This is a genomic window from Pyrolobus fumarii 1A (genome assembly GCF_000223395.1).
GTDB lineage: Archaea > Thermoproteota > Thermoprotei_A > Sulfolobales > Pyrodictiaceae > Pyrolobus > Pyrolobus fumarii.
Window position 1 is genome coordinate 429,984 of record NC_015931.1, and the last position, 20,043, is coordinate 450,026.

The 20,043-nt window shown below is 57.4% G+C and carries 23 protein-coding genes and 2 CRISPR repeat arrays (1 of these 25 cut by a window edge); of the genes, 5 read left to right on the forward strand and 18 right to left on the reverse strand.

The window, feature by feature from the left end; all coding sequences use genetic code 11:
* Window positions 1–434: direct repeats of the CRISPR family, unit length 25 nt; unit sequence CTTTCAATTCATTCTTTGTTGTTTC (it extends 4,286 nt beyond the left edge of the window).
* A 599-nt stretch (window positions 435–1,033) separates the two neighbouring features.
* Window positions 1,034–1,897, reverse strand: a complete 864-nt coding sequence (locus PYRFU_RS02330; protein WP_014026006.1) for a CRISPR system precrRNA processing endoribonuclease RAMP protein Cas6 — start codon at window positions 1,895–1,897, stop codon at window positions 1,034–1,036.
* Window positions 1,898–2,292: 395 nt separating this feature from the next.
* The gene (locus PYRFU_RS02335; RefSeq protein WP_048191398.1) at window positions 2,293–2,787 is read right to left on the reverse strand and encodes a PaREP1 family protein; all 495 of its coding nucleotides are present in this window, start codon (window positions 2,785–2,787) and stop codon (window positions 2,293–2,295) included.
* Between the two features lie 253 nt (window positions 2,788–3,040).
* Here PYRFU_RS02335 and PYRFU_RS02340 point away from each other — a divergent pair, with 253 nt between their 5' ends.
* Window positions 3,041–4,069, forward strand: coding sequence for an ATP-binding protein (locus tag PYRFU_RS02340; RefSeq protein WP_014026008.1), 1,029 nt, complete (start codon window positions 3,041–3,043; stop codon window positions 4,067–4,069).
* Window positions 4,070–4,123: 54 nt separating this feature from the next.
* Here the strand turns inward: PYRFU_RS02340 and cas6 are convergent, their stop codons facing one another.
* The 14 genes from cas6 to PYRFU_RS02415 all read right to left on the reverse strand — a co-directional run bounded on the left by cas6 (window position 4,124) and on the right by PYRFU_RS02415 (window position 15,602).
* The gene (cas6, locus tag PYRFU_RS02345; RefSeq protein WP_014026009.1) at window positions 4,124–5,011 is read right to left on the reverse strand and encodes a CRISPR system precrRNA processing endoribonuclease RAMP protein Cas6; all 888 of its coding nucleotides are present in this window, start codon (window positions 5,009–5,011) and stop codon (window positions 4,124–4,126) included.
* 113 nt (window positions 5,012–5,124) lie between these two features.
* The gene (locus PYRFU_RS02350; RefSeq protein ID WP_014026010.1) at window positions 5,125–5,469 is read right to left on the reverse strand and encodes a nucleotidyltransferase domain-containing protein; all 345 of its coding nucleotides are present in this window, start codon (window positions 5,467–5,469) and stop codon (window positions 5,125–5,127) included.
* Window positions 5,456–5,950 carry a HEPN domain-containing protein gene (locus PYRFU_RS02355; protein ID WP_083818470.1) on the reverse strand — a complete coding sequence of 165 codons (495 nt, stop codon included), beginning with the start codon at window positions 5,948–5,950 and terminating at the stop codon, window positions 5,456–5,458. Before PYRFU_RS02355 ends, PYRFU_RS02350 begins: the two co-directional genes overlap by 14 nt.
* 169 nt (window positions 5,951–6,119) lie before the next feature.
* The gene (locus tag PYRFU_RS02360; RefSeq protein ID WP_014026012.1) at window positions 6,120–6,467 is read right to left on the reverse strand and encodes a nucleotidyltransferase domain-containing protein; all 348 of its coding nucleotides are present in this window, start codon (window positions 6,465–6,467) and stop codon (window positions 6,120–6,122) included.
* A complete protein-coding gene (locus PYRFU_RS02365) occupies window positions 6,409–6,867 on the reverse strand; it encodes a HEPN domain-containing protein (protein ID WP_048191403.1) in 459 nt (152 codons plus the stop codon). Before PYRFU_RS02365 ends, PYRFU_RS02360 begins: the two co-directional genes overlap by 59 nt.
* Before the next feature lie 714 nt (window positions 6,868–7,581).
* A CRISPR array of direct repeats spans window positions 7,582–8,840; the repeat unit is 25 nt; unit sequence GAAACAACCAAGAATGAATTGAAAG.
* Between the two features lie 71 nt (window positions 8,841–8,911).
* A complete protein-coding gene (locus PYRFU_RS02375) occupies window positions 8,912–9,580 on the reverse strand; it encodes an ATP-binding cassette domain-containing protein (protein WP_014026016.1) in 669 nt (222 codons plus the stop codon).
* Window position 9,581: 1 nt separating this feature from the next.
* Window positions 9,582–9,938: a hypothetical protein gene (locus PYRFU_RS02380; protein ID WP_014026017.1), complete on the reverse strand. Its 357-nt coding sequence runs from the start codon at window positions 9,936–9,938 to the stop codon at window positions 9,582–9,584.
* Between the two features lie 37 nt (window positions 9,939–9,975).
* Complete coding sequence (locus PYRFU_RS02385; RefSeq protein WP_014026018.1) at window positions 9,976–10,728, reverse strand: hypothetical protein; 753 nt, start codon at window positions 10,726–10,728, stop codon at window positions 9,976–9,978.
* Window positions 10,729–10,730: 2 nt separating this feature from the next.
* Window positions 10,731–11,453: a hypothetical protein gene (locus PYRFU_RS02390; protein ID WP_167827801.1), complete on the reverse strand. Its 723-nt coding sequence runs from the start codon at window positions 11,451–11,453 to the stop codon at window positions 10,731–10,733.
* An 80-nt stretch (window positions 11,454–11,533) separates the two neighbouring features.
* Entirely contained in the window at window positions 11,534–12,073 is a 540-nt protein-coding gene (locus tag PYRFU_RS02395) for a hypothetical protein (RefSeq protein WP_048191414.1), read from the reverse strand.
* 471 nt (window positions 12,074–12,544) lie between these two features.
* Complete coding sequence (locus PYRFU_RS02400) at window positions 12,545–14,197, reverse strand: hypothetical protein (protein ID WP_014026021.1); 1,653 nt, start codon at window positions 14,195–14,197, stop codon at window positions 12,545–12,547.
* An 85-nt stretch (window positions 14,198–14,282) separates the two neighbouring features.
* Entirely contained in the window at window positions 14,283–14,723 is a 441-nt protein-coding gene (locus PYRFU_RS02405) for a PIN domain-containing protein (RefSeq protein ID WP_014026022.1), read from the reverse strand.
* The gene (locus PYRFU_RS02410) at window positions 14,692–14,943 is read right to left on the reverse strand and encodes an AbrB/MazE/SpoVT family DNA-binding domain-containing protein (protein WP_014026023.1); all 252 of its coding nucleotides are present in this window, start codon (window positions 14,941–14,943) and stop codon (window positions 14,692–14,694) included. Before PYRFU_RS02410 ends, PYRFU_RS02405 begins: the two co-directional genes overlap by 32 nt.
* Before the next feature lie 458 nt (window positions 14,944–15,401).
* On the reverse strand, window positions 15,402–15,602 hold the full coding sequence (locus PYRFU_RS02415; RefSeq protein WP_014026025.1) for an antitoxin family protein: 201 nt from the start codon (window positions 15,600–15,602) through the stop codon (window positions 15,402–15,404).
* A gap of 195 nt (window positions 15,603–15,797) precedes the next feature.
* On the opposite strand from PYRFU_RS02415, the gene PYRFU_RS02420 reads away from it, so the two are divergent.
* On the forward strand, window positions 15,798–16,817 hold the full coding sequence (locus PYRFU_RS02420) for an ATP-binding protein (protein WP_014026026.1): 1,020 nt from the start codon (window positions 15,798–15,800) through the stop codon (window positions 16,815–16,817).
* 191 nt (window positions 16,818–17,008) lie between these two features.
* Here PYRFU_RS02420 and PYRFU_RS02425 read toward each other — a convergent pair whose 3' ends face one another.
* On the reverse strand, window positions 17,009–17,626 hold the full coding sequence (locus PYRFU_RS02425; protein WP_014026027.1) for a PIN domain-containing protein: 618 nt from the start codon (window positions 17,624–17,626) through the stop codon (window positions 17,009–17,011).
* Window positions 17,595–18,236 (reverse strand): UPF0175 family protein, encoded by a 642-nt coding sequence (locus PYRFU_RS02430; protein ID WP_014026028.1) that lies wholly within the window; start codon window positions 18,234–18,236, stop codon window positions 17,595–17,597. Before PYRFU_RS02430 ends, PYRFU_RS02425 begins: the two co-directional genes overlap by 32 nt.
* Before the next feature lie 139 nt (window positions 18,237–18,375).
* Between PYRFU_RS02430 and PYRFU_RS10360 the strand changes: the two genes are divergently transcribed.
* From PYRFU_RS10360 to PYRFU_RS02440, 3 genes are all read left to right on the forward strand, one after another.
* On the forward strand, window positions 18,376–18,579 hold the full coding sequence (locus tag PYRFU_RS10360; protein ID WP_167827802.1) for a hypothetical protein: 204 nt from the start codon (window positions 18,376–18,378) through the stop codon (window positions 18,577–18,579).
* 26 nt (window positions 18,580–18,605) lie between these two features.
* Complete coding sequence (locus tag PYRFU_RS02435; protein ID WP_014026029.1) at window positions 18,606–19,076, forward strand: hypothetical protein; 471 nt, start codon at window positions 18,606–18,608, stop codon at window positions 19,074–19,076.
* Between the two features lie 274 nt (window positions 19,077–19,350).
* A complete protein-coding gene (locus tag PYRFU_RS02440) occupies window positions 19,351–19,869 on the forward strand; it encodes a hypothetical protein (protein ID WP_048191420.1) in 519 nt (172 codons plus the stop codon).
* Window positions 19,870–20,043 lie beyond the last annotated feature (174 nt).

A 20,043-nucleotide genomic window follows, 5' to 3' on the forward strand; every position in this document is an offset into this window, starting at 1 on the left:
TTCATTCTTTGTTGTTTCTTTGGCTTCTCTTCATCCTCTAGACAATCACCGAGAATCAAGTCCTTTCAATTCATTCTTTGTTGTTTCATACATGTATGGGGTGGAGGTAGGTGATGCGACCAGTCATAGGCCCTTTCAATTCATTCTTTGTTGTTTCGCGCAAATGCTCGATACGTCCGCGGGAATATCCGCCTGTAGGCCTCCAGCTTTCAATTCATTCTTTGTTGTTTCAAGTCCGGAATCTCGCTGGAGATGCCGAGGCGCGGTTTCGACTTTCAATTCATTCTTTGTTGTTTCACGGCCGCTGGCATATCCTCGCTCAGTAGCGTAGCTCCGATCAACTTTCAATTCATTCTTTGTTGTTTCCTGAAGGTTATGCTGGTGGTGTATGATGGTGGAATGCCAGTTACTTTCAATTCATTCTTTGTTGTTTCTGCATTCTTGCCATGTAGCTATAGGCCCTTCCCAGTATTTATTCTTGTCTGTCTTGTCTCTGTTTATGTGCATTTCGAGAGATAGTGTGCGCCATGGCTGCCTGTGGGGCACGGTCCAGCGGTAGTACCGGGGTTATAAGCAGGGTAAAGTCTAAATACTGGATTGCAACAGTTTGGAGTATGTCCCGACCGCTGATAGTACCATGGGTAATGGTCCGCGGGTAGTACCGGGAGTTTAAAGGGTTACGCTAGAGGGTAGAAAAGGGTTGTGTCTAGGATGTGGGAGTTGCTGATTGTGTTTCCGTGTTTTGTTGTGTGTAGCTGTTGTGGTTGCGAGTTGTAGGTGATGTCTCAGTGTGCGCCTATGTCCGGGTTGTGTAGTGAGTTTGTTGTTTTACTGTCTCGTGTTGTGCTTGTCGCTTGTGTTGTAGCTTCTCTGTGCTGCTCTCTGGGCGCCCATTGTGCCTCTAGGAGAGGGTTCTTGCCATGAGACCGTGGGGTATGGTCCCGCTTTTGCCTGGGTTTGGCCTGGTTAGATCGTGGGTGTTGAGCCCGTGGGCCGTGGTGGCCGTGCCTGCAGGGTACTACCGTGTCTTGCTCTACCTCGTCTCTATCCTGGTTGTCCCGAATCCTGCTGCTCGGCTGGCTCCCATGCCCATTACCGCTGCGTGGCTGAGGAGGTGCTCGGTTGTCTCGGTGTCTTCTGGCGTCGCGTCCTCGACGTAGAGCTTGGTGTAGCCTACTAGTGCGGGTAGGAGCCTGCCGCTGTGTATGTAGTAGCGGAGTCTTGTTGTTCTCCAGGTGGCTGGTGAGGGTGAGAGTGTCCTCTCGGCGGCCTCCACCATCTCGAGGGCTCTCCTGTGATCGCCCTCTGCTAGCTCCAGGGCGTTGACGTAGAGGAGGTATGAGGGTGCTGGTAGTAGCCTCTTCCAGCGGGAGCCGGGGCGCCAGGGGTTAACCGGCAGCGTGGGCGCCATGAGGGTTATCTTGACGCTGGTGGCGTCGCGTAGCCTGATTATGGGCTTGCCGCCCGGATCGTAGGTGGCCACCCTCCTGGCGTCCACGAGCTCGACGCGCAGCGTGTGCATCGAGAAGTCTATGTTGACGCCCTTATCCAGGCACGAGACCACCTCGTCTATCACATCCTCGAGGCCCGGGCCGAGCCCCACGTGGAAGGCGAGGGTGGAGCCGCTCTCGACCACTGGGTACTCGGTGCTCCTGCCGTCCCAGGAGCCGGGGTAGACCGCCTCGACCCTGCCGCCCTCGACGCGGAGGAGGGGTGAGAGCGAGAGGGGCTTGGGAAGAGTCAGCCCATCGTGGTTCAGTATGAGGGCGGCTGTGCGGGAACACGTGGCCACCAAGCCCCTCACGAGCTTACCCGTGTAGTCCGTGACGAGGAGGGGGCCGTAGCCGAGCCGGAGCCACAGCCTCACCCGCAGCTCCCAACGCTGGAATATCGTCAACCAGCCGCCGGCCCCTGGCTCCAACCACACGAGAGGCGCGTATAGACATAGAGGCGGCAAAGAACCCAGGCAAACAGTCACCAGTGCACCAGTCTCTACCGCGCTCCACACGGAGCCCCAAGGATACCCGGCATCATGCCCGTGTGTGACCGCGGCGGCATCGAGAGCAGCTAATGGAATCCAAGACTAGTACGAGAGCGTCGATCACGTTGGCCCTAGTTCACTAGGGGAAGGCGAGCAGAGGGTACACCGTGGTGCCTCCAACGGGCCAGGTTAGGCCCTACAAGTCGTCCCGGCGATAGACGGTGTAAAGGACTGCTGTTTGTTTGGGCTGAGAGATTGTGTGGTTAGTGAGGGGCTGGTAAGCCTGGGACGGGGTGCTGGGCTACTGGCCGTCAATGCTTGCGGCTGTGCTCTATCCTGGCCCGGATCTCCTCGACCAGCTTCTCTGCCTCGGCTAGTACGGCCTCTACGTCTCTGCGTGTACACCAGCCCTCGTAGAAGCAGGTGTGGAGGCTGTTGGCCTCGCGGAACACCCTCCCTATCCACTCTCCCAGCTCGCGAGCGACAACATCCTTGTACTCCCATAGCTCGCCGTGGCTAGCCAGCCTCCTCCCATCCCTCCAGGCCGCATACGCCTTCACGGCTAGCGCCACAGCGCCCCAAATCTTCTCAGCAGCCTGCCTATGGTCGCCCCTACCCAGCTCTCCCCTCGCCTGCCCAAGGAGCAGGCTAGCGGCCTCGATGTAGTCCAGAGCCCTCTCCCTCGGATCCGCCTCCCGCTCCACAAGCTCGATGATATACTCCTCGACCGTCACACCTAGACGCTCAGCCTCCCTCTTAACCCTCTCACCAACCCTAGGGGGGAGCACGATAACCAGACCAGCCAAGACCCTACCATCCCCAGTCTTAGGGGTAGGCAGTACGCCCCACAAAACGTGTAACACATGAACCTGAGGCGCTGCAACACCCCGGCTTGCCGAGCCGGTTCCCTGGGTCCGGGGGCGGTCCAGGGCTTTCGAATAGTGTCACTGTAGACTGTACCGCGACTCCCTTGCCCGGCTGGTGGTGCTGGCCAGCGGCGCCATGCGCTTTAATTTTATGCAGCGACGCTACTGTCTTCGTTGCTGGGAGTGTCTTGGCGTGGCTTCGTGGCGTAGGGTTAGGCTGGTCTTCGCCCCTGGTCTCACAGTAGAGTTTGTTGACCGCGAGCGTGGTTTGAGGCAGGTTGAGGGTCTCGCCGGGAGGGGTACGAGGTTCCCCGTGGTGATCTATGGGCCGGAGGGTTGCGGGAAGACCGCGTTTCTCCGCCAGGTTTTCGAGGTTTTGAAGAGCCTCGGGTATAGCGTCGTCTACGTGAATCCGCTCGGGAGGGAGGCTGGGGAGAGGCTGCTGACGACGGAGGATGTGAGGAGTCTCGTGGGCGCGTTGGCCGAGTTTGCTCTTGGCGGTGGGGCTGCGAGGCTCGTAGACGCGGCTTTGGGAGTCGCGTCTAGGCTGTTCGGGCGTAGCAGGAGGATAGCGTTCATAGCGGATGACGTATTCCAGGCTATTGGTGTCGAGGAGGCCGAGTTGTACGTCAAGAGGCTGTTGAACCTCATCGAGTATCCTCCGGGCGAGTATGAGAGGATTGTTGTCCTGGTGGCGTCTAGCGAGGGCGTCACGAGGGGGAGGATCTCTAGGCACAACTGGGCGAAGCTCATGATGATGTGGAACATGCCGAGGAGCGCCCTGGAGGAGCTCTACGAGCAGATACCGGGCGCTAAGCCGGGCTTCGACGAGGTGTGGGCCTGGACCGGCGGAAACCCGAGGTACCTGAGCCGACTCTACGAGGCCGGGTGGCGGGTGGACCGCGTGATAGAGGAGATCGTCGCTGAGAGGAGGGTGTTGCGGGCGCTCGCCCGGAGGTGGAGAAGAGAGCTGGAGGAGACTGTCAACGACCCGGACTACCTCATGGAGGAGTATGAGAGGGTGGAGGGGCTTGCACGGAAACTGATAGAACTCAACATGGTGGTGGAGGTCGTCGAGTACCGCAGCGAGGATCTCTGGATAGACACGCCTCCGCCCGAGAGGGACCCGGAGCTGGGCATAGGAAGGTTCTACGCATGGGCGACCCCGCTTCACAGGGAGGCTGTCAGGAGGATACTCTCCGAGTATTCTCTGAGCGGGTGACGCTAGCGTAGAGTAGCCGCGGCTAGTGGTGCGCGTCGGGCGCCCGTGGGGCTCCTAGCCCTCGAGCCTATCGGTGGACGGCATGGCCTCTATGCTTACCGCGCCGAAGCCAGCCGCCCTCCCGGAACCCACCCCCATGACCACAGCGTGGCTGAGGAGGTGCTCCACGGTCTCTACCTCCCCCTTGCCCACCCCCTCTGTCTCGACGTGGAGCTTCACATAGCCTATCATCGCTGGGAGCCTGCTCCCGTCGTACAGGTACCAGTATACCCTCGCGGTGTCGAGGGCCGCGTGGCTGGGGGATAGTATCCTCTCGGCGGCGATCAGCGCCCTCTCGACGAGAGCCGTGTCGGGGTCGAACATGTCGTGGGCGTTCACGGCCAGCAGGTATGAGGGTGTGGGCAGCAGCCTCTTCCAGCGGGAGCCGGGGCGCCAGGGGTTAACCGGCAGCGTGGGCGACCTAAACACGATCTTGACCGCCTCTACGCCGTCGAGCCTGACTATAGGGTCGCTGTGCGTGTCGTACTCCGCTATCATCCGGGCCTCTACGGGCTCCACGGTGATAGCCGCTCCGCAGAACCTCACCGAGACGCCCCGCGAGAGGCACTCGAGCAAACGTGGCATCTCGTTAATCAAGTCGCCACCAGCACCAACCTCGAAGAAGACCACCTCGCCGTCTTCGAGCACCGGGGCCCGTATCTTGTCGCGTTGCGGGCCGCCCGGGTACACCGCCTCGACCCTACCGGGGCCGGTCACGCGGAACAAGGGCGTCACGGAGAGCCTCTTGGCCACGCTCTTCTCCGAGGAGGAGAGTATGGACGCGAACCTCTCCGAGCACACCGCTAGGAGGCTCTTCACGAGCTTCCCGGTGTAGTTGCACACGCGTAGAGAGCCGAAGCCATACACCCTAACCGTGAAGGACCATCGCTCGAACCTAGCCACTCTATAGCCCCCGTGCACAGAGGAGCAGGGATTCAAGAAGGGTTTTCGAGCAGGATTTGCGGGAGACGCGCCCTGGTGCAACACCGGGGCGGGTGTGCAGCCCAGCGACCTCTCTACCCGTCAACCCCAGGGTCTACCCGCACATGCCTATACCTGGCTAGCATCTCTCTACACTCCTCATCACTATGCACGTGCAGCTCTACGGGGTAGTCTATCGGGAGGCCGTGCTTATCGAAAGCCTCCTTTAGCACCGCGTGCTTCACCAGCCTCGGGTCGGCGTCCTCCTCGAGGCACAGGAGCACATCCACATCGCTGAGGACTGTTAGCCTGCCCTCCGCGGCGCCACCGATGACATACACTCTGGCCCTCAACCCGAGGCTCTCGACAGCCCTGGCTATGGCCTCGGCAGCCTCCCTCCACCTCCTCAGGTACTCTACGTGGTGCCTAGCCCAGAGCACGCCTCTCGACCTCCTCTAGCAGCTCGAATAGTCTCTTCGCGGCCAGTATCACATCCGCGACCTCCCGAGCCCCCAGCGTAAAGACCCCATAACGGGCCGATGTATAGGCGTCCTCAGCGTCTATAAGCTGGTCGCGGTACTCCCTCGTGTACCTCCTGACCTCACCTGCGAGGCTCCGGCACCCCAGCTCCTCCAGCACACGCGCCAGTATCCCGAGCAGCTCGCGGAGACCGTGTATCCTCGGCATTTCGCCGGAGAGGCGGAGCAGAGACGCTTTTACGCGCAGCTGCATAGCCTGCTCGGCGCAGAAAGCGGCGATGTCATACCGCCCTCTCTCCAGCAGCTCGCGAGCCAGGGATAGGAAGAAGCGTGCACGATCCTTCAACAGCTCTACACGCTCACCACTACCCATCACGCACCCCGAAGAACCGAGAAACACGAGAACATTATACACCATGACGCCGCCATACAGCTGGTACACCGACAAGACACTATGGCCGCGCGCATAACCGCGGGGGAGGACGCCGCTGCTCGAGACGAGCGTCCCGCTAGACCCGTCAAACCGAGACGAGGTTGGATAGCCGAGAGGAAGAGCACGGTGACCCCCAAGACGCGGCGAGGCGCTACACGCGGCCTCGTAGAACTATGGGCTACACTATGCGCATCCAGTACCTAGACGCGTCTCTCAACACCACGCTCTTCTCGAGCCTGTCGCGAAGCTCCTCGGGCGTGAGGGGTATGAGGGTCGCGTCCCTCTCCCACCTCCAGAGCCGGTATAGCATAGAGAGCCTCTCCTCCATAGTGTAGCGCCCCCAGTCCCTAGATACTATCACGAGGTCGACATCGCTCTCGGCGGTGTAGTCCCCCCGCGCTATACTGCCGAAGAGGTAGACCGCCTCTACCCTCACGCCGCGCCCCCTGAGCTCTACAGTCAGCTCCTCAACCCACCTGCGTATCTCCTCGAGAAGCCTCCTCCACTGCTCTCTCCGCCGCCTCAACAACTCTCCTAGCGGCAGCCACTGCTCTCTCCGCGGTTCTCCCGCTGATAACTTCATCCGGGAGGCCCTCCACGACATCCGGGTACCTCGCGACATAGTAGTATTGTGTCAGCTCGTATGCGTCCTCCAGTTCCTCCCTGCCTAGCCCCAGGTTGGAGCCTAGCTCCTCGAAAAGCCTCCGGATGCTATGCGTCTTCGGGAAATAGCCTTTAAGAGCGAGCAAGACAGCTTTAAGCGCCTTCTCGGCAGCCTGCTGCGCCCAGAACACGGCGGCCGCACGATCACCCTCCCTAAGGCTACGCTCGGCACGCTCAAGATCCCTCCTTGCGAGCCTCAACCACCATAAAACCTGCTCCCTAACCACCCTCCACACCCTTACAGCCGCGCCACTACACAGCATCTATACACTACATGACAGCCAGGCAGCTACCGCGCAATGGGCCCTTTGTAGCACCGACGCCAACCCTACTCATACACCACCCCCACAAAAACACCACCGGAAAACCAAGAACAACCAATGAACGTTAGGACCTCGACTCACACCATACCAACGGATCACCGCCCAAGCTCCCTTTGACGCCAGGCATCCCACCAACAATACTCACCTCGAAGAACAGAACCTCACCATATCCAGCCATATCCGCAGCACCCTCCCGCGTAACAAGCCGCCCCTTACACAGCCTCAACCCTGCCAGGCCAACCACACGGAACAACAGGAGGGTAACAGACAGCCTCTTGGCCACACCCCTCTGCGACAGGGGAAGGGACACCAACAAACCTCTCCAAAACATATAACCAATAAATTTCCCACAGACTCATCACAAGCTTAAAAACAAATACACTAGCAATCCTTATCTACCCTCTACAACAATATTTTTAACCCCTGGTACTACCGGTGGACCGTCGCTCACGGTCCCATGGGTGGATGTGAGGTACTCCCGACCGCTGTAATCCGGTATTTAACCCTTGCCCGGCTTATAAACTCGGTACTACCCGCGGACCATACCCCACGGCCATCTGTGCCCGGCACGACTACACTCAAATCACAGAAACAAAGACAACAGAGAAAAGAATAAATAGAAGAGAGACCCTATAACCACACGGCAAGAATGCAGAAACAACCAAGAATGAATTGAAAGCTTCAGCGCGTAGTAGTGGCGCTCGAGACTCCTTGGCGAGTAGGAAACAACCAAGAATGAATTGAAAGTTCATCACGGTCGGTATGAGTGGGAGCGGCGGGTTTGGGAAACAACCAAGAATGAATTGAAAGTCCAGGTGCTCGATGGCCCATAGTGGCGCCTCTACAAGCGCGAATGGAAACAACCAAGAATGAATTGAAAGAAGGATGCGTTCGAGAACTGATATCGCGTTGTCAATTTCCCTCCGGGGAAACAACCAAGAATGAATTGAAAGGAGAGGAAGGCTGCCCCGGACCTCGTCCGCTCTATCGTCGATGGAAACAACCAAGAATGAATTGAAAGGCTATCATCGCCTCCAGTTTGGCAATGATTTGGTCAGCCTGTGAAACAACCAAGAATGAATTGAAAGAAGCTTCTTGTACGTCTCAACGTCGGCCTCAACGCGTATTACTTTCGAAACAACCAAGAATGAATTGAAAGGCGACGTACGCGATGTGTGGCGACTCGTTGAACTGTGTGTTCTGCCGAAACAACCAAGAATGAATTGAAAGTACAAACTCGTAGTTCTCTCCGCCACGGTTTATAACGATGAGAAACAACCAAGAATGAATTGAAAGTGCCTCGAACCTCGCGGCGGCCCTGTTATGGTTCGTGGCGGTGTGAAACAACCAAGAATGAATTGAAAGAACTATGCTCTGTAGTAGCCTGGGAAGCTCCGCGCTCATCCCGCGAAACAACCAAGAATGAATTGAAAGTAGTACACGCAATACGGCATTGCACACCCACCACGCGTACACTCTAGAAACAACCAAGAATGAATTGAAAGTAGTGTGGCACGACAGTGGCTATGACTTAGTGCCGGGCTATAGCCAGAAACAACCAAGAATGAATTGAAAGGTGACACTATACAACATCACGGACGTCGTGAAGAGGAGCGTGAAACAACCAAGAATGAATTGAAAGTTAACCCGGCCGCGCGCCGCGACGATCTCGAGATCGCGCCGGCGGAAACAACCAAGAATGAATTGAAAGGTGATAAAGTACGGCGCGCAATACGGCACCGGGTTCTGGATTGAAACAACCAAGAATGAATTGAAAGTGATCTCCTGTGGGTTCGGTTTCTCCACCCTGATCTCGACATCAGAAACAACCAAGAATGAATTGAAAGGTAGCTGAGACCATAGCGTAGCCGGTAGAGTTGTGCCACGGGAAACAACCAAGAATGAATTGAAGATGTTTAGGGTGGCTGGCTTGGTTGGTCTGGTTGCGTCCGCGTGTTTTGCCGGGTGGGTTTCTGCGTTGCGGTCATCCTCTGTAGGGTGTGCACATTCTTGGTACGGGGCTTTCTTGGGGGTCGCCGTCGTAGGTTATTCTCCCGTCTTGGAGTATGATTACGCGTTGGAAGTCTAGCCCTGGGTCTATATGCGAGGCTATTATCGTTAGCGTGTATCTCTCCTCTGCCTGCTCGGTTATGAACTCGCGTATCGCCCATATGGAGTCGTAGTCTATGCCGTTGAACGGCTCGTCTATGAGGGCGACGCGGGGTCGCCGCGCGTAGGCGAGTGCTAGTTTCACTCTCTTCCTGTACCCGGTGGAGAGTGTGGCGTACCTCTCGGCTAGTACCTTCCGGAGCCCCAGGCCCTCGATTACGTCGCTACAGTCGTTGAGGCACGTCATGTCGAGTAGTTGTTCGACTGTGGCGTCTGGCGGCTCTACACTGTCGAGTAGGAAGCCTAGCCGGAGCTTGGACCATGCCTCCTCGACGCTCAGCCGTTCGCCGCCCACGTTGTATTCTATGCGGCCGCGGTTGGGTCGCAGCACGCCGGCCATCAGGGAGAGTAGTGTGGACTTCCCGCTGCCGTTCGGCCCCGCGACAAGGACTAGCCTCTCCCCGATCCTCAGCCTGTCGATGCGGAGTGTGAAGCGCCCCCTCCTCTTCACGATGTTCTCGAGGAGGATCTCGACGTTGGCCACGCTACCACCCCGTCCTCGAGACTATAAGCTCGCCTACGTGCGCCGTGTAGGGCGGGACACGCGCATGGACTATGATGATCGTCGGCGAGTGTGTGTAGGCGCTCGTGACGCACCCCAAGCCGGATAGGACTTTGACGCTGGTGTTCGCGTGGGCTTGTGGGCCGCCAGCCCAGACTAGGGTTATGTTCGCGCCGCTAACGCCGTGGAAGCATACGGTGTACCTACCGGCGCCGAGCCACGCGCGGTACACGTACACCGCGTCGACGCTATAGGGCAGCAGGAGCTGCTCGACCGCGACCCTCGCCTCTAGCGGCGCGCACACCACAGCGACGCTGGCCGCCAGGGCCGCGAGCACCACCAGGTACTGGGCCAGGAGTATCCTCGCGTAGCGCCTCCTAACCGCGCGCCTTGAGCCTCACCACCCCCGCCACACAGAGGAGCACGAGGATGCCCGCGAGTAGGGGGTAGGCTAGGGGGCTGGTCTCGCTGGGAAGCGAGAAGAGGGCCGTGAAGAAACGCTCGTTTGCAGCAAACCCCGCGAGGCTGTCGAGCACGATGAGGAGCACTGTGAGCGCCATCAGCGAGAGGATGGCTAGACCCCTATCACCCACGTGGAGCGCCAGGGCCGTACCGGCGAGCAGCCCGGCGATACCGGCTCTCAACGCGCCCCAGAAGGCGGCAGCCACGTCACCAACCACGCCGAGATACACGCGCAGAACGAGTAGCAGCGCGAGACCGCTGGCGGCCGACGCTGGCACCAGGACGCCAGCCACGTATAGCATTATGCGGGCTAGGCCCCGGAGCCTACCCCCAGCAGCAACCATATCGAGGAACACATAGCCCCTCTCGACTCCACCCCCGAGGGCGAACACCACGTAGAAACCAGCCGCCAGGAACACCAGCAGAAGCACCAGGTCGACATAGCTCCTGGCTAGTGGGGACTCAAGCGTCAACGGCCTCTCCAGGAGAGTCTCCAACACGAGCTGCGGAGCGGCCCCCGTGCCGGTAGCGTTGAAGAGCATCCTAACCCCCATGTACCCGCGGAGAGTATAGAGGAACACCAGGAGAGGCGCCGCCACCATCAACGCGAGGAGACCGGTGCAAACCCTGCACCTCCCCAGCGAGACGAGCACATACGCCACGCCCATACTCACCCCCTAGCCCTCCTCAACACGAGGAAGGCCGCGACCGGTATAGCAGCTAGACCGAGGAGCTTGACCAGCCCACCCCAGTCTATGTAGTGTACCGGCTCGCACACGCCACCAACTCTGCTCGCGTTAATCCCCACCATATCCAGCTCAATATCAATCACGTGAACACCATCCGGCATCACAATCTTCGCGCGAACACTGATCGGATAGACATCCGAGCCATACGCAGCAGACAATAAGTCGTTAGCCTCAACAAGCCAGATGTTGATGACAGTATCATTATCTAGGATGAGATCATTACATGTGATGCTAACTCTCTTACCCTGATAAACAAGCCCCATATCGTTAATGGTGTAGTTCAGCACTAATGTGGTGTAAATTGGTGTGAAGCCTACGAAGATAGGCTCCAGTAGAGCTGTGTTGTTGAAGACCGTTAGCCATGCATAGTTAAACCTCTTGTACACCATGAGTGAGACGAGCTTCGCCGATACGTTGTTAGCGGGCGATAGCCACACCTCAAGATGCGTCCCGTTAACCTCCCTAACATTCACTCTGCACAAACTCTCGTAGCTCCATAGCACGTCGTACACATTACCTGCCTCTACCCTAACAATATTATCATTGACGGAGGGAACCATATAATCTATCCAACACCAGTATAACTTACCATAATGCATTATGCGTATGTCGGATACGCCTATTGCTGGATGTGAATGTGGCAACAGCAAAGCAGTAATGAAAAACAAAATGTTAATTGGCAGAGTTGCGTAGTGCACCCTCAGACACGGCATAGCATACACCTCTAGACTCTCGACTTGGGTACATAGGCAATAGCCTTCAGAGAGTGCGGGAACGTCTCTTTATCGTCGCATGATATCCACCAAGTGCAATGTGTCACCTTATACTTGGCCTTGCCCTTTGCAACGAACTTATACCAATCACCATCTTTGTACTTTCTTAGATCAAAGCTGGTCTCCAATACTGTTATGTCGTACTTCTCGAAGCATGTAAGGGAGCACCAGGATTTTGTTCGGTAGCCTAGGCCTCCCGAGATGTATATGAACTTGCCTCGAGACTCGTCGTAGTCGCCGTAGATGGCTATGGCAGTGGCTGCGTACGCATTGCCCTTCGGGATGTGCACCTTTACAGTTACACCCTTCCTTATCGTTACGGTGATCGTCACTGGGTCCTCGACATAGCTGGTCTGTGCTTTGCTCTCGGCCAGCTTCTTGACGCTATAGACAGCTGGACCAGCAGCACCAAGTGTCGCAACCGCAAGGATGGACGTGAACACGAGTATTGTCAAGACGAATCCCGGTATAATCGGGCGACGCGCGTACATGGCTTCTGTACCATTTGCGCCCTCCGGGAAGGGCGTGTATGTATATATCTGAACGGCTCTGTGTAGGCGAGCGCCGTTTTCAGCATGGAGCGCCCCTATACGGCGAGTATCTCTGCACACGTGTAAAGGAGGATCGTGGCATTATGCGTACTGTCATCCTCCGCCACGTATATGGCTGGGTCTTTGGGGCATAGCAGGGTGTGTATATCGTATAATTATCAATTATGCTATATCGTATAGCATTCTATTTGAGTGTGCGGGCTATGAGTCGAGTATTGTTTCGTACGTCTTTTCCTTGTAGGCGTTCATCGCGGGATAAGCATGTTGCAGGCTGCTGTAAACAATGCTATACACCTTCGCGGGGCCAACCCCGAGTATAGTGTTTGTATCGTAAAGCCGCTGACGGTAGTCTAGAGCGGGTGGGATGCATGGCATCATCTCTGTCGCTAGCTGCGAGGGCGTCGCACGCCGTCACTGTGTGGTGTAGGGTAGCCTGGTTGTTAGTTTCTCGATTTTCACTGTTCTCTCGTCACCCTCAATTATTAGGGAGGCGTTGGAATCTTTCAATATCGTTGCTAGTATCGCGATGAGTTGAGCCGCGCCCGCTAATATGCGCAGGGCTTCTGTGATATCGCTTGTGTCGGCTTGGATCACTGTCTTTCCGGCGTTTGGTGTTAATAGTATGGCGCAGCCAGTGTCAGCCTCGCGCCAGGCGTTGAACGCTCCTTTATCGTTAGTCGCTAGTATGGTCTTTCCCCGGGCGCTTACCAGCATGTTTGCCTCGCATGTGCCGTGGCCCTCGACCCCCTGCTCTAGGAGCGCTTCGGCGGCCATGGAGGCTATGCCGGAGAGCACAGCCTTGATATCGCTTGTAGAGCGTTTAGCCGCCTCCATGTAGTTGGACAGCGCCTCTCGGTATGCGCACGCCGGGAACCGTAGCACGTTGGGCTCTCCCCTCCTCCCGCTTAGGGCCATTCTCCACGCTAGCTCGTAGATGTCGTTGTGTGCGCCGAGATAGGCTAGGTTGGTATCCCCCCACACGCGGTACCCTTTCCCGAGACTAGACTCGAGTATATCAACGAGGCTGGCGTGCTTCTTCACGAACTCCGGACAATTGGCATGCTCGCTCACCACTAGCCTCCATAGCCCCGCGGCGACCGGCAGCTCCCGGAGCAACCCGAGCCACTTCCGGAAGCCATCGTCTTCGCAGGTGTTTCTCCCTCCATGCCCAGCGATAGGGTACGACGCGCTGTAGAGTGTGCAAGCCGCGTCCTCGCTCTTAAAGAGCGTGTGCAGCTCCACACTGACAGTCTCCGGCTCGAAACCAAGCCCCTTCACTGTCAACACGTGGATGCGTTGCACACCACTGCTCCTCTCACCCACCTCGATGTAGACTCTAGCCTCGTCTCTTGCTACCGAGTTCAGCAGCTGGTGCACAAGCCCCACAGCTGTGTTGAGCGGTTGGAAGCCCCGGCCTCTCCTATACGAGAGTGACTCGAGGCGCTTGGGTACACGTATGCGCGTGGGGCTGGGGCTGGCTGCTTGACGCGATCCACTCACGATATCGAAGATGACTGGTTTTGCGAGGAGCCTTGGCACTCTCGGGTAGAAGCCCGTCTCGTCACTCACTGCCCACCAACCGACCAGCCTATCAACGCCGTGCGACGAGGTGTACGTCAGTAACAGTTGGTGGCTACTAGCCGCCCTCACAGATATGGAGGCCGCTGTAGAGGCTATCGAGGACATCAGCTTAGTCCCGCCGGTGACATCGACTATAACGTCGTGCCCATTTTGCAGCTCTCGTTTCAATGTGCCCTGGAGCTCCTGGACAACCCCTCCGGGGTCACGCACAGCATGCGTCATCAGCTCGTCGATCACCACATTAGGCCCGCCCTCTATGAGCGCATCTAGCCTCCTCCTAGCATCCTCGGCGTACCTCCGCGACACGTTAGTGGCCAGCAGCACCGCCCTATCATACCCTAGGACCTCGTAGGCAGCCGCTAATACTGATGTTATGGCGGCGGCGTTCGTGCCCACGGTGGCATACAGGACTCGGCCCACGCGTATAGCCCCAGCCTTAACGCTACACACCCGCATATAACCATACTTAGGCTCTCCGCACAAGCGCCAAACCAGCATATACGCGTTGAGAGCTACCCGCCGCCTGGCCTCAGCACACGGGCCTGTTGTGCACACAGGCCTGCGGGGTCTAGAGCTCCTCGGGCGTCGTGATGTGCTCCTCTGGGAGCTTGTGTCTACGGATGAACTCCACTAGGCTGTCGTCTATGGTTAGTAGTGTCAGGTTGTTCGCCAGGGCTATCGAGTATAGGAGGTTGTCCACCATATCCCGGTGTCCCATCATGTACATGCGTATGGCTTGCTCCACAGCCTCGGCCGTCATGGGGGCGTGCGACATGCTATCCCGGATAGCCTGGACGCCCTCAACAACCCTCTGGATGTCCCCCGCCGGTCTACCCCTCAAGACCTTCACTATCTTCCAGAGGGCTTCCAGCAGGCTAATCTCACTATAGTACAGCTCGTGGCCGGCCAGCCTCGGAAGCGCCCTCATGACCCTCTGTGAGGTTTCGAAGCCCAGCACCGGTAGGAGGAAAGAAGTGTCAAGTAGTAGACGCAAGCCTCTCCTGCTCACGGAGGCTCTCCTCCTCCACGTCCTCCGCCGGTATGTAGCCTATCCTCCTCCCATGCAGAGCGAGCCAGAGCGCGTCGCGAACCGGCTCGATGATTATCCGGCCGTCCTCAGCCCGGATCCTAACCCGCTGCCCCTCAACCAACCCCACCGCCTCCGCAACAGCCTTGGGTATCACAACCACCCTCTTCCTCCCAACCCGCGTCTCGACAACAACGCCCACCACAATCACCCAACAGAAAGACGACAGTCAAACCGCCAAATAAGAGTCCAACCCGCCTAGGAGGGCAGAACACCACAATCATGACACCCTGTGGACGCATCCTCGGGGCAACGTGGTAACCCGCCAGCCCCACCGTTAGCAGATAGGCGCCCCGTGCAGCCAGGCTATGAGGTACGCATCGATAGCCCTGCACCCTATTGCCGACGCTACCCTGAAGCCTCCTCGTCGACACTCCTACAGGGGCCCAGCACCCCGCGATTCCGGCCACCAGTCTCTCGGTAACGTCCCTCGGGTCGCAACACACTAGCAGCCCCGCGATCCCCGCCTTGGAGAGTAGGGGCTCGCACATGGCGAGGCCATCCACCCTCATGAAGAGTGTCTCGGCGAGCTTCGACCCGCGCCCGCCCCAACGTTGAACAAGTCGAACCCTAGAGGAGCGTCTATGACGACCGACCGGGTCATCTCCTCTCGCTCACAAACTCCTCTATAGCCTCCGGCGGCAGCCTCACACCAAACCTCCCCCTATAACACCACACAGGCTCAACGATACCCTCCTCAACCCTCCTGATCCCCACCAGCACCTCTCTCCTCCCGCAACTCGGCTTCCCAAGCGGCTTCAACACGCCACCCTCAAACCGAGCCCTCACGACCCTAGCCACACTCCCCTCGCGTAATCTACGCAATCATAATAGAAGTCTATCAGGTTATGCTCCCATGCAAACTCCTCTTGCACAAGGAGCTTATCGCGCCCTCTGTCGTCATGCGGGGCGTGTTAACCGGTATAAGCATCGATATAGTGTCGTGCCCTGTCTTCCATCTACAACTCGGCTGGCGCTTCTAGGAGGCGTTTAGGATTGACACCGTGGAGGGATTGCGGGTGGAGGACCGGGCTGGGTACCTGCTTCTACAACCGGAGGGTTGAGACCGAGCGCCTTTCTAGTCTCCTGGATGGTTTCAGCCTCGTTGTTCTCGTGGGGCCGCGGAATGCTGGTAAGAGCGAGCTTGCAAGATATACGCTCCTCCGCGTGAAGCGCGTCAAGCCGATGATAGTTGATGCTAGGAGGGTGGTCGCGAGGGCCGGGCTGGGCGGGCGACTAGAGCCTCTCGGCGAGCGTGTGGTCGGCACAGTGGCGAGGTTTGTTGAGGAGAAGGCTGGGCTAGGTGCGCTACTCGACCTGGTCTCCAGTGTCTATCGGGAACTTGCTCTCGACGAGTATGTCGTGATAGACGAGGTTCACCTGGTTGCGCGCGACACTCTCCGCGAGCTTGAGGCTCTCGCTAAGCTGCTCCGCTTCTACCCGGAGTATAAGAAGTGGAAGATGGTAGTCACTTGTAGCGAGGGCTTCCTGCTGGCGCAGGGTCTGGCCGATAGGCTGGACGGGTACGGCGCCCGTGTTCTCCTCCTCGAGCCTCTAGGCGAGGAGGATGCGCGTGCACTCTACGAGGAGTACGTGGAGAGGAGAGGGTGCAGGCTAGGCTGGAGCCTCTACTGGGGGCTTATCGGCGGACTACCCGGCTACCTCCCAGACTACTGCGCGATGAACCCGGACGAGCTCAGACGATGGGTGCACGAGAGGCTCTCTAGCCTCGTATCCGCGCTCCTGGAGGCCGCCAGGGAGGCCAGGGTAGACCCCGCAGAGGTACTCCGCGCCGCACACGAGCTGCTAGTGGAAGGGCAACAGGTGCTAACGCCGCTGCACCTGACCCTAAGCAGGGTACTCGTACACACAAACATAGCGTACCAAGCCGGGCTCCAGCTAAAACCACAGCTCAGGGTATACACCGTCGCACTAGCACTATGGGCGTCACGCGGCTACAACGAACCACCCAACCCCCAAGACGTGATCAAAGCAGCCAAAGAAGACACGGTGTGACACCCTCACAACCCACTACACATGCTACATCCCCTGGACAACCACGCCGAGCCTAGCACCGCGCCAACGGCACTCCTATACCGTCTAGACGCTTACGCCCTCACCCGGCAACCCACACATCACAACGTTAGAGAACGGCACCGATAGAGTACCCTTCCCCAGGCTCTAGGCTCGCACAACGGGCGACTCTACTACGCTCTCTGTTTACCTCCGAAGCACCTGGTGTATACCGGTTTGCGCCCCGCTTCTATCTCTTCGAGCAGCTGGTGTGCCTCCATCACTACCGTATCTGCTAGTCGGAGTATCCTCTCCCACCTTATCCTTTCAAGCGCGTCTAGAAACGCTTGTGTGTCCAATATGTTCTCCTCGCGGGCGAGAAGAAGGAGGCCCACAGTTCCGGTAACAGCTGTGTTCCTCTTAGGGAGCAGCTTCGCCGCCTTTGTCCTCGCTCTCTTATCGTCAAGTACTAGGCAGATGCGTGTGCGACCCCTCCTGGAATAGTATAGTGCAATTGCGATTGCGTGCTTCTCTCCCTCGCCTAAACCTACAGCTGACTGCTCCACCACCTCTAGGTACTCCAATTGAGCATCAACAATGTATGCCGCATACTCGTTAGGGTTGCATTCGAAATTCGGATGTTGTATCTCTTTGTAAACGCTGCGCGGTATGACAATAGTATAACCCTTCTCTGTTAGCTTATGCACCAGGTTAACCATGCCTAGTTTGCAGAGGGTAACTAGCGTGCTCGTATCCAGTATTATGATGCGGTTAGCCGCTCTACTCCTCGAATAGCTTATCGCTCGTGACAAGGCCTCCTAGCTTCCTCCGCGCGATATCAACAAACTCTAAAACGTTCATGCCAGCCACCCTTGCGGCCAGAGTAACTGAGATTAAGCCGCGCTCGTATAGCTTGAGGGCTGTCTCTAGACGCAGACGTTTATCCAGGAGTATATGCTTCTTCTCCGACTCCTCATAGCCACCATACACGCTATATACGAAGGCTAGTAGCTCCCTATCGTCCAGCTCATTGAATATCTCGAGAGTCTCCCTTAGCAAGGATGCGAGGTTGCCCCGCTTTTCTACAGCTTGCCACGCCCTCTCCCCCTCGTTAATGTCACGCAGCCTCACACCCTCCCTGCTGCTCTCCGTTACACCCTTCTTCTCCAACATCTCCAGCTCGTGCTCCACATCCTCACTCCACGCGCCAAAACGGTATGGTATGAACTCTACATCTTGTACAGCTCGCGGCGCGTGACTCGAGACTATGTAGAGGAGTTTCATGAGACGCAACCTTGAGAGTTTGCCACCAGCGGTGTACAACGCCGCAAGTATGAGGTCACGTAGCGTGACCCTCTCGCCAGATCCACGTGCAACACGGCGAAGAGCGTCTCTGCTCAGCCTTGCCACGCTACTCGCCAAGTACCATTAGGACTGCATTTACTTAAAAACGACTACCGTACGTACGGTGGGCCGTGATAGCTGGTTAATACTCCATAGGGTTACACAAGTCCAATCTGATCATATCTGTATAGTATTGGCGCAGGTGGTGATTAACAGGATGGAGTTTAGCGATATCCATGTTGGTTCTAGGTTGCTAAGGTCTCCCGGCGTCCTTGTCGATCACAGGGTGTATGAGAGGTTCTGCGTGGATCCGGGTGACAAAAGATATCGAGAAGTATTGCAACAAACTCCTTATCAATACATACTAGATTCGAAGTATATACGAGTCTGGCGTCGTTTACGAGCCTGGAGAAGGCTGTAAAGCGACTTGAGAAGGTAGTTGAGCGGATGGACGAAGGCTCTTTGCCCGAGAAGCCAGTAGTGTGGATCTTGCACTTTGATAGCTTGAATGATGTTAGTGCGAGTAGTGTAGCTAAGCTTGTAACTGATGTCCTAGCGTCATATGATAACATTGGTATCGCGCCTGGTTTCGGTGTAAAAGTGGCCCCCGAGGAAGGAGCAGAGATCGTAACGATGCTCCTCGAGAGTGACGCCTCGCACAGAGTATTCATGCCTATGCCTATCGTGTTCTTTCGTGATAACGTAGCGAAGGAAAGGTATCTGAACTCTCTCACCGATATGCTCTCCAGCGACATCGATGTGGCCGGTATGTGCTTTGACGCCGAGGGAGCTTACTTCGGCTCATCTCGCGTTACACGAATTGCAGCTGAGCTTCTAGGGATGCGCATCCAGGCCAATGGTGCAATGCCGCTAGTAGCTGTGAACATGAGAACGTCGAGAAAGGCTAGAATCGCGTGAATAGCATTAGCACCCCTCTTCCGCATCGACGCTGTTGGGTTGAGTCACGCAAAGGCACCTTGGGCGAAGAGGCAACCACCCAATCCCACGGTCATAGATGTGGTTGTAACGCTTCATGTGTGATGCGCCGCGTCCGGTGCACCCTGGGGTGGAGGAGGTACTAGCTGCAGCAGTGCCTAGAGGCTGCATGTCGGGCTAGTGGTGGCCCGAGAGGCGGGGTTACATGGTACTTTTCCCTGCGTGCCGCTATGTTACAAGGCGAGGGTCCTGTGGCATGATGGCGCTCACAGTGGATGATGGGAGTGTGGGGCGGCGTAGCGGTGTGAGGGAGGTGGAGCGTCACCGTGGTAACTTGTTATGGGCGTTGGAGCTGGCTGAAAGGGAGTTGGGTACCACGCCGAGGCAGGCGTTCAACAAGGTGTTTCTAGCGTGGCGCGAGGCTATAGCCTATATAGCGGCGCGGTTGCTCGCCGATCTCCGTCTCTCCAAGGTTGTGCGGGACCAGCTCTCCCGCCTACCCACTCCAGCCTACGAGGATGGAGAGGTGAGGGTCACCACGAGCAACGCGGTGAAGACTCTGAAGACCCTGCTTAGGGTGTGTAGCGAGGCTGGTTGCGGGCGGCGCGTGGTCGAGGCTCTCAGGTTGCTGTGGGAGGTGCGAGACACCGCCTTTAAGCTCCACACGGCGTTTTACGAGGGGCCGGAGCACGCTGGCTTCGAGGATGAGATGGAGGCTGTAGAGGCGACAGGGAGGCTCCTGGAGAAGATCCGTCGCTTGGTGGAGACGCTCTAGTGGCAGGCCAGGCCCGGGTTGGCCCGCCCCTCCAGCACCAAGTCTAGAAGATTCAACATGTTATAGTGTAAGGCAGGGATGGGAACGTCAGGCTTAACGCTCAACCCGATCATCATGGAGCTTTCCCGGCGCCGCCCTACACCACGCAATAAGGCTGGAAAACATGATAGCCAA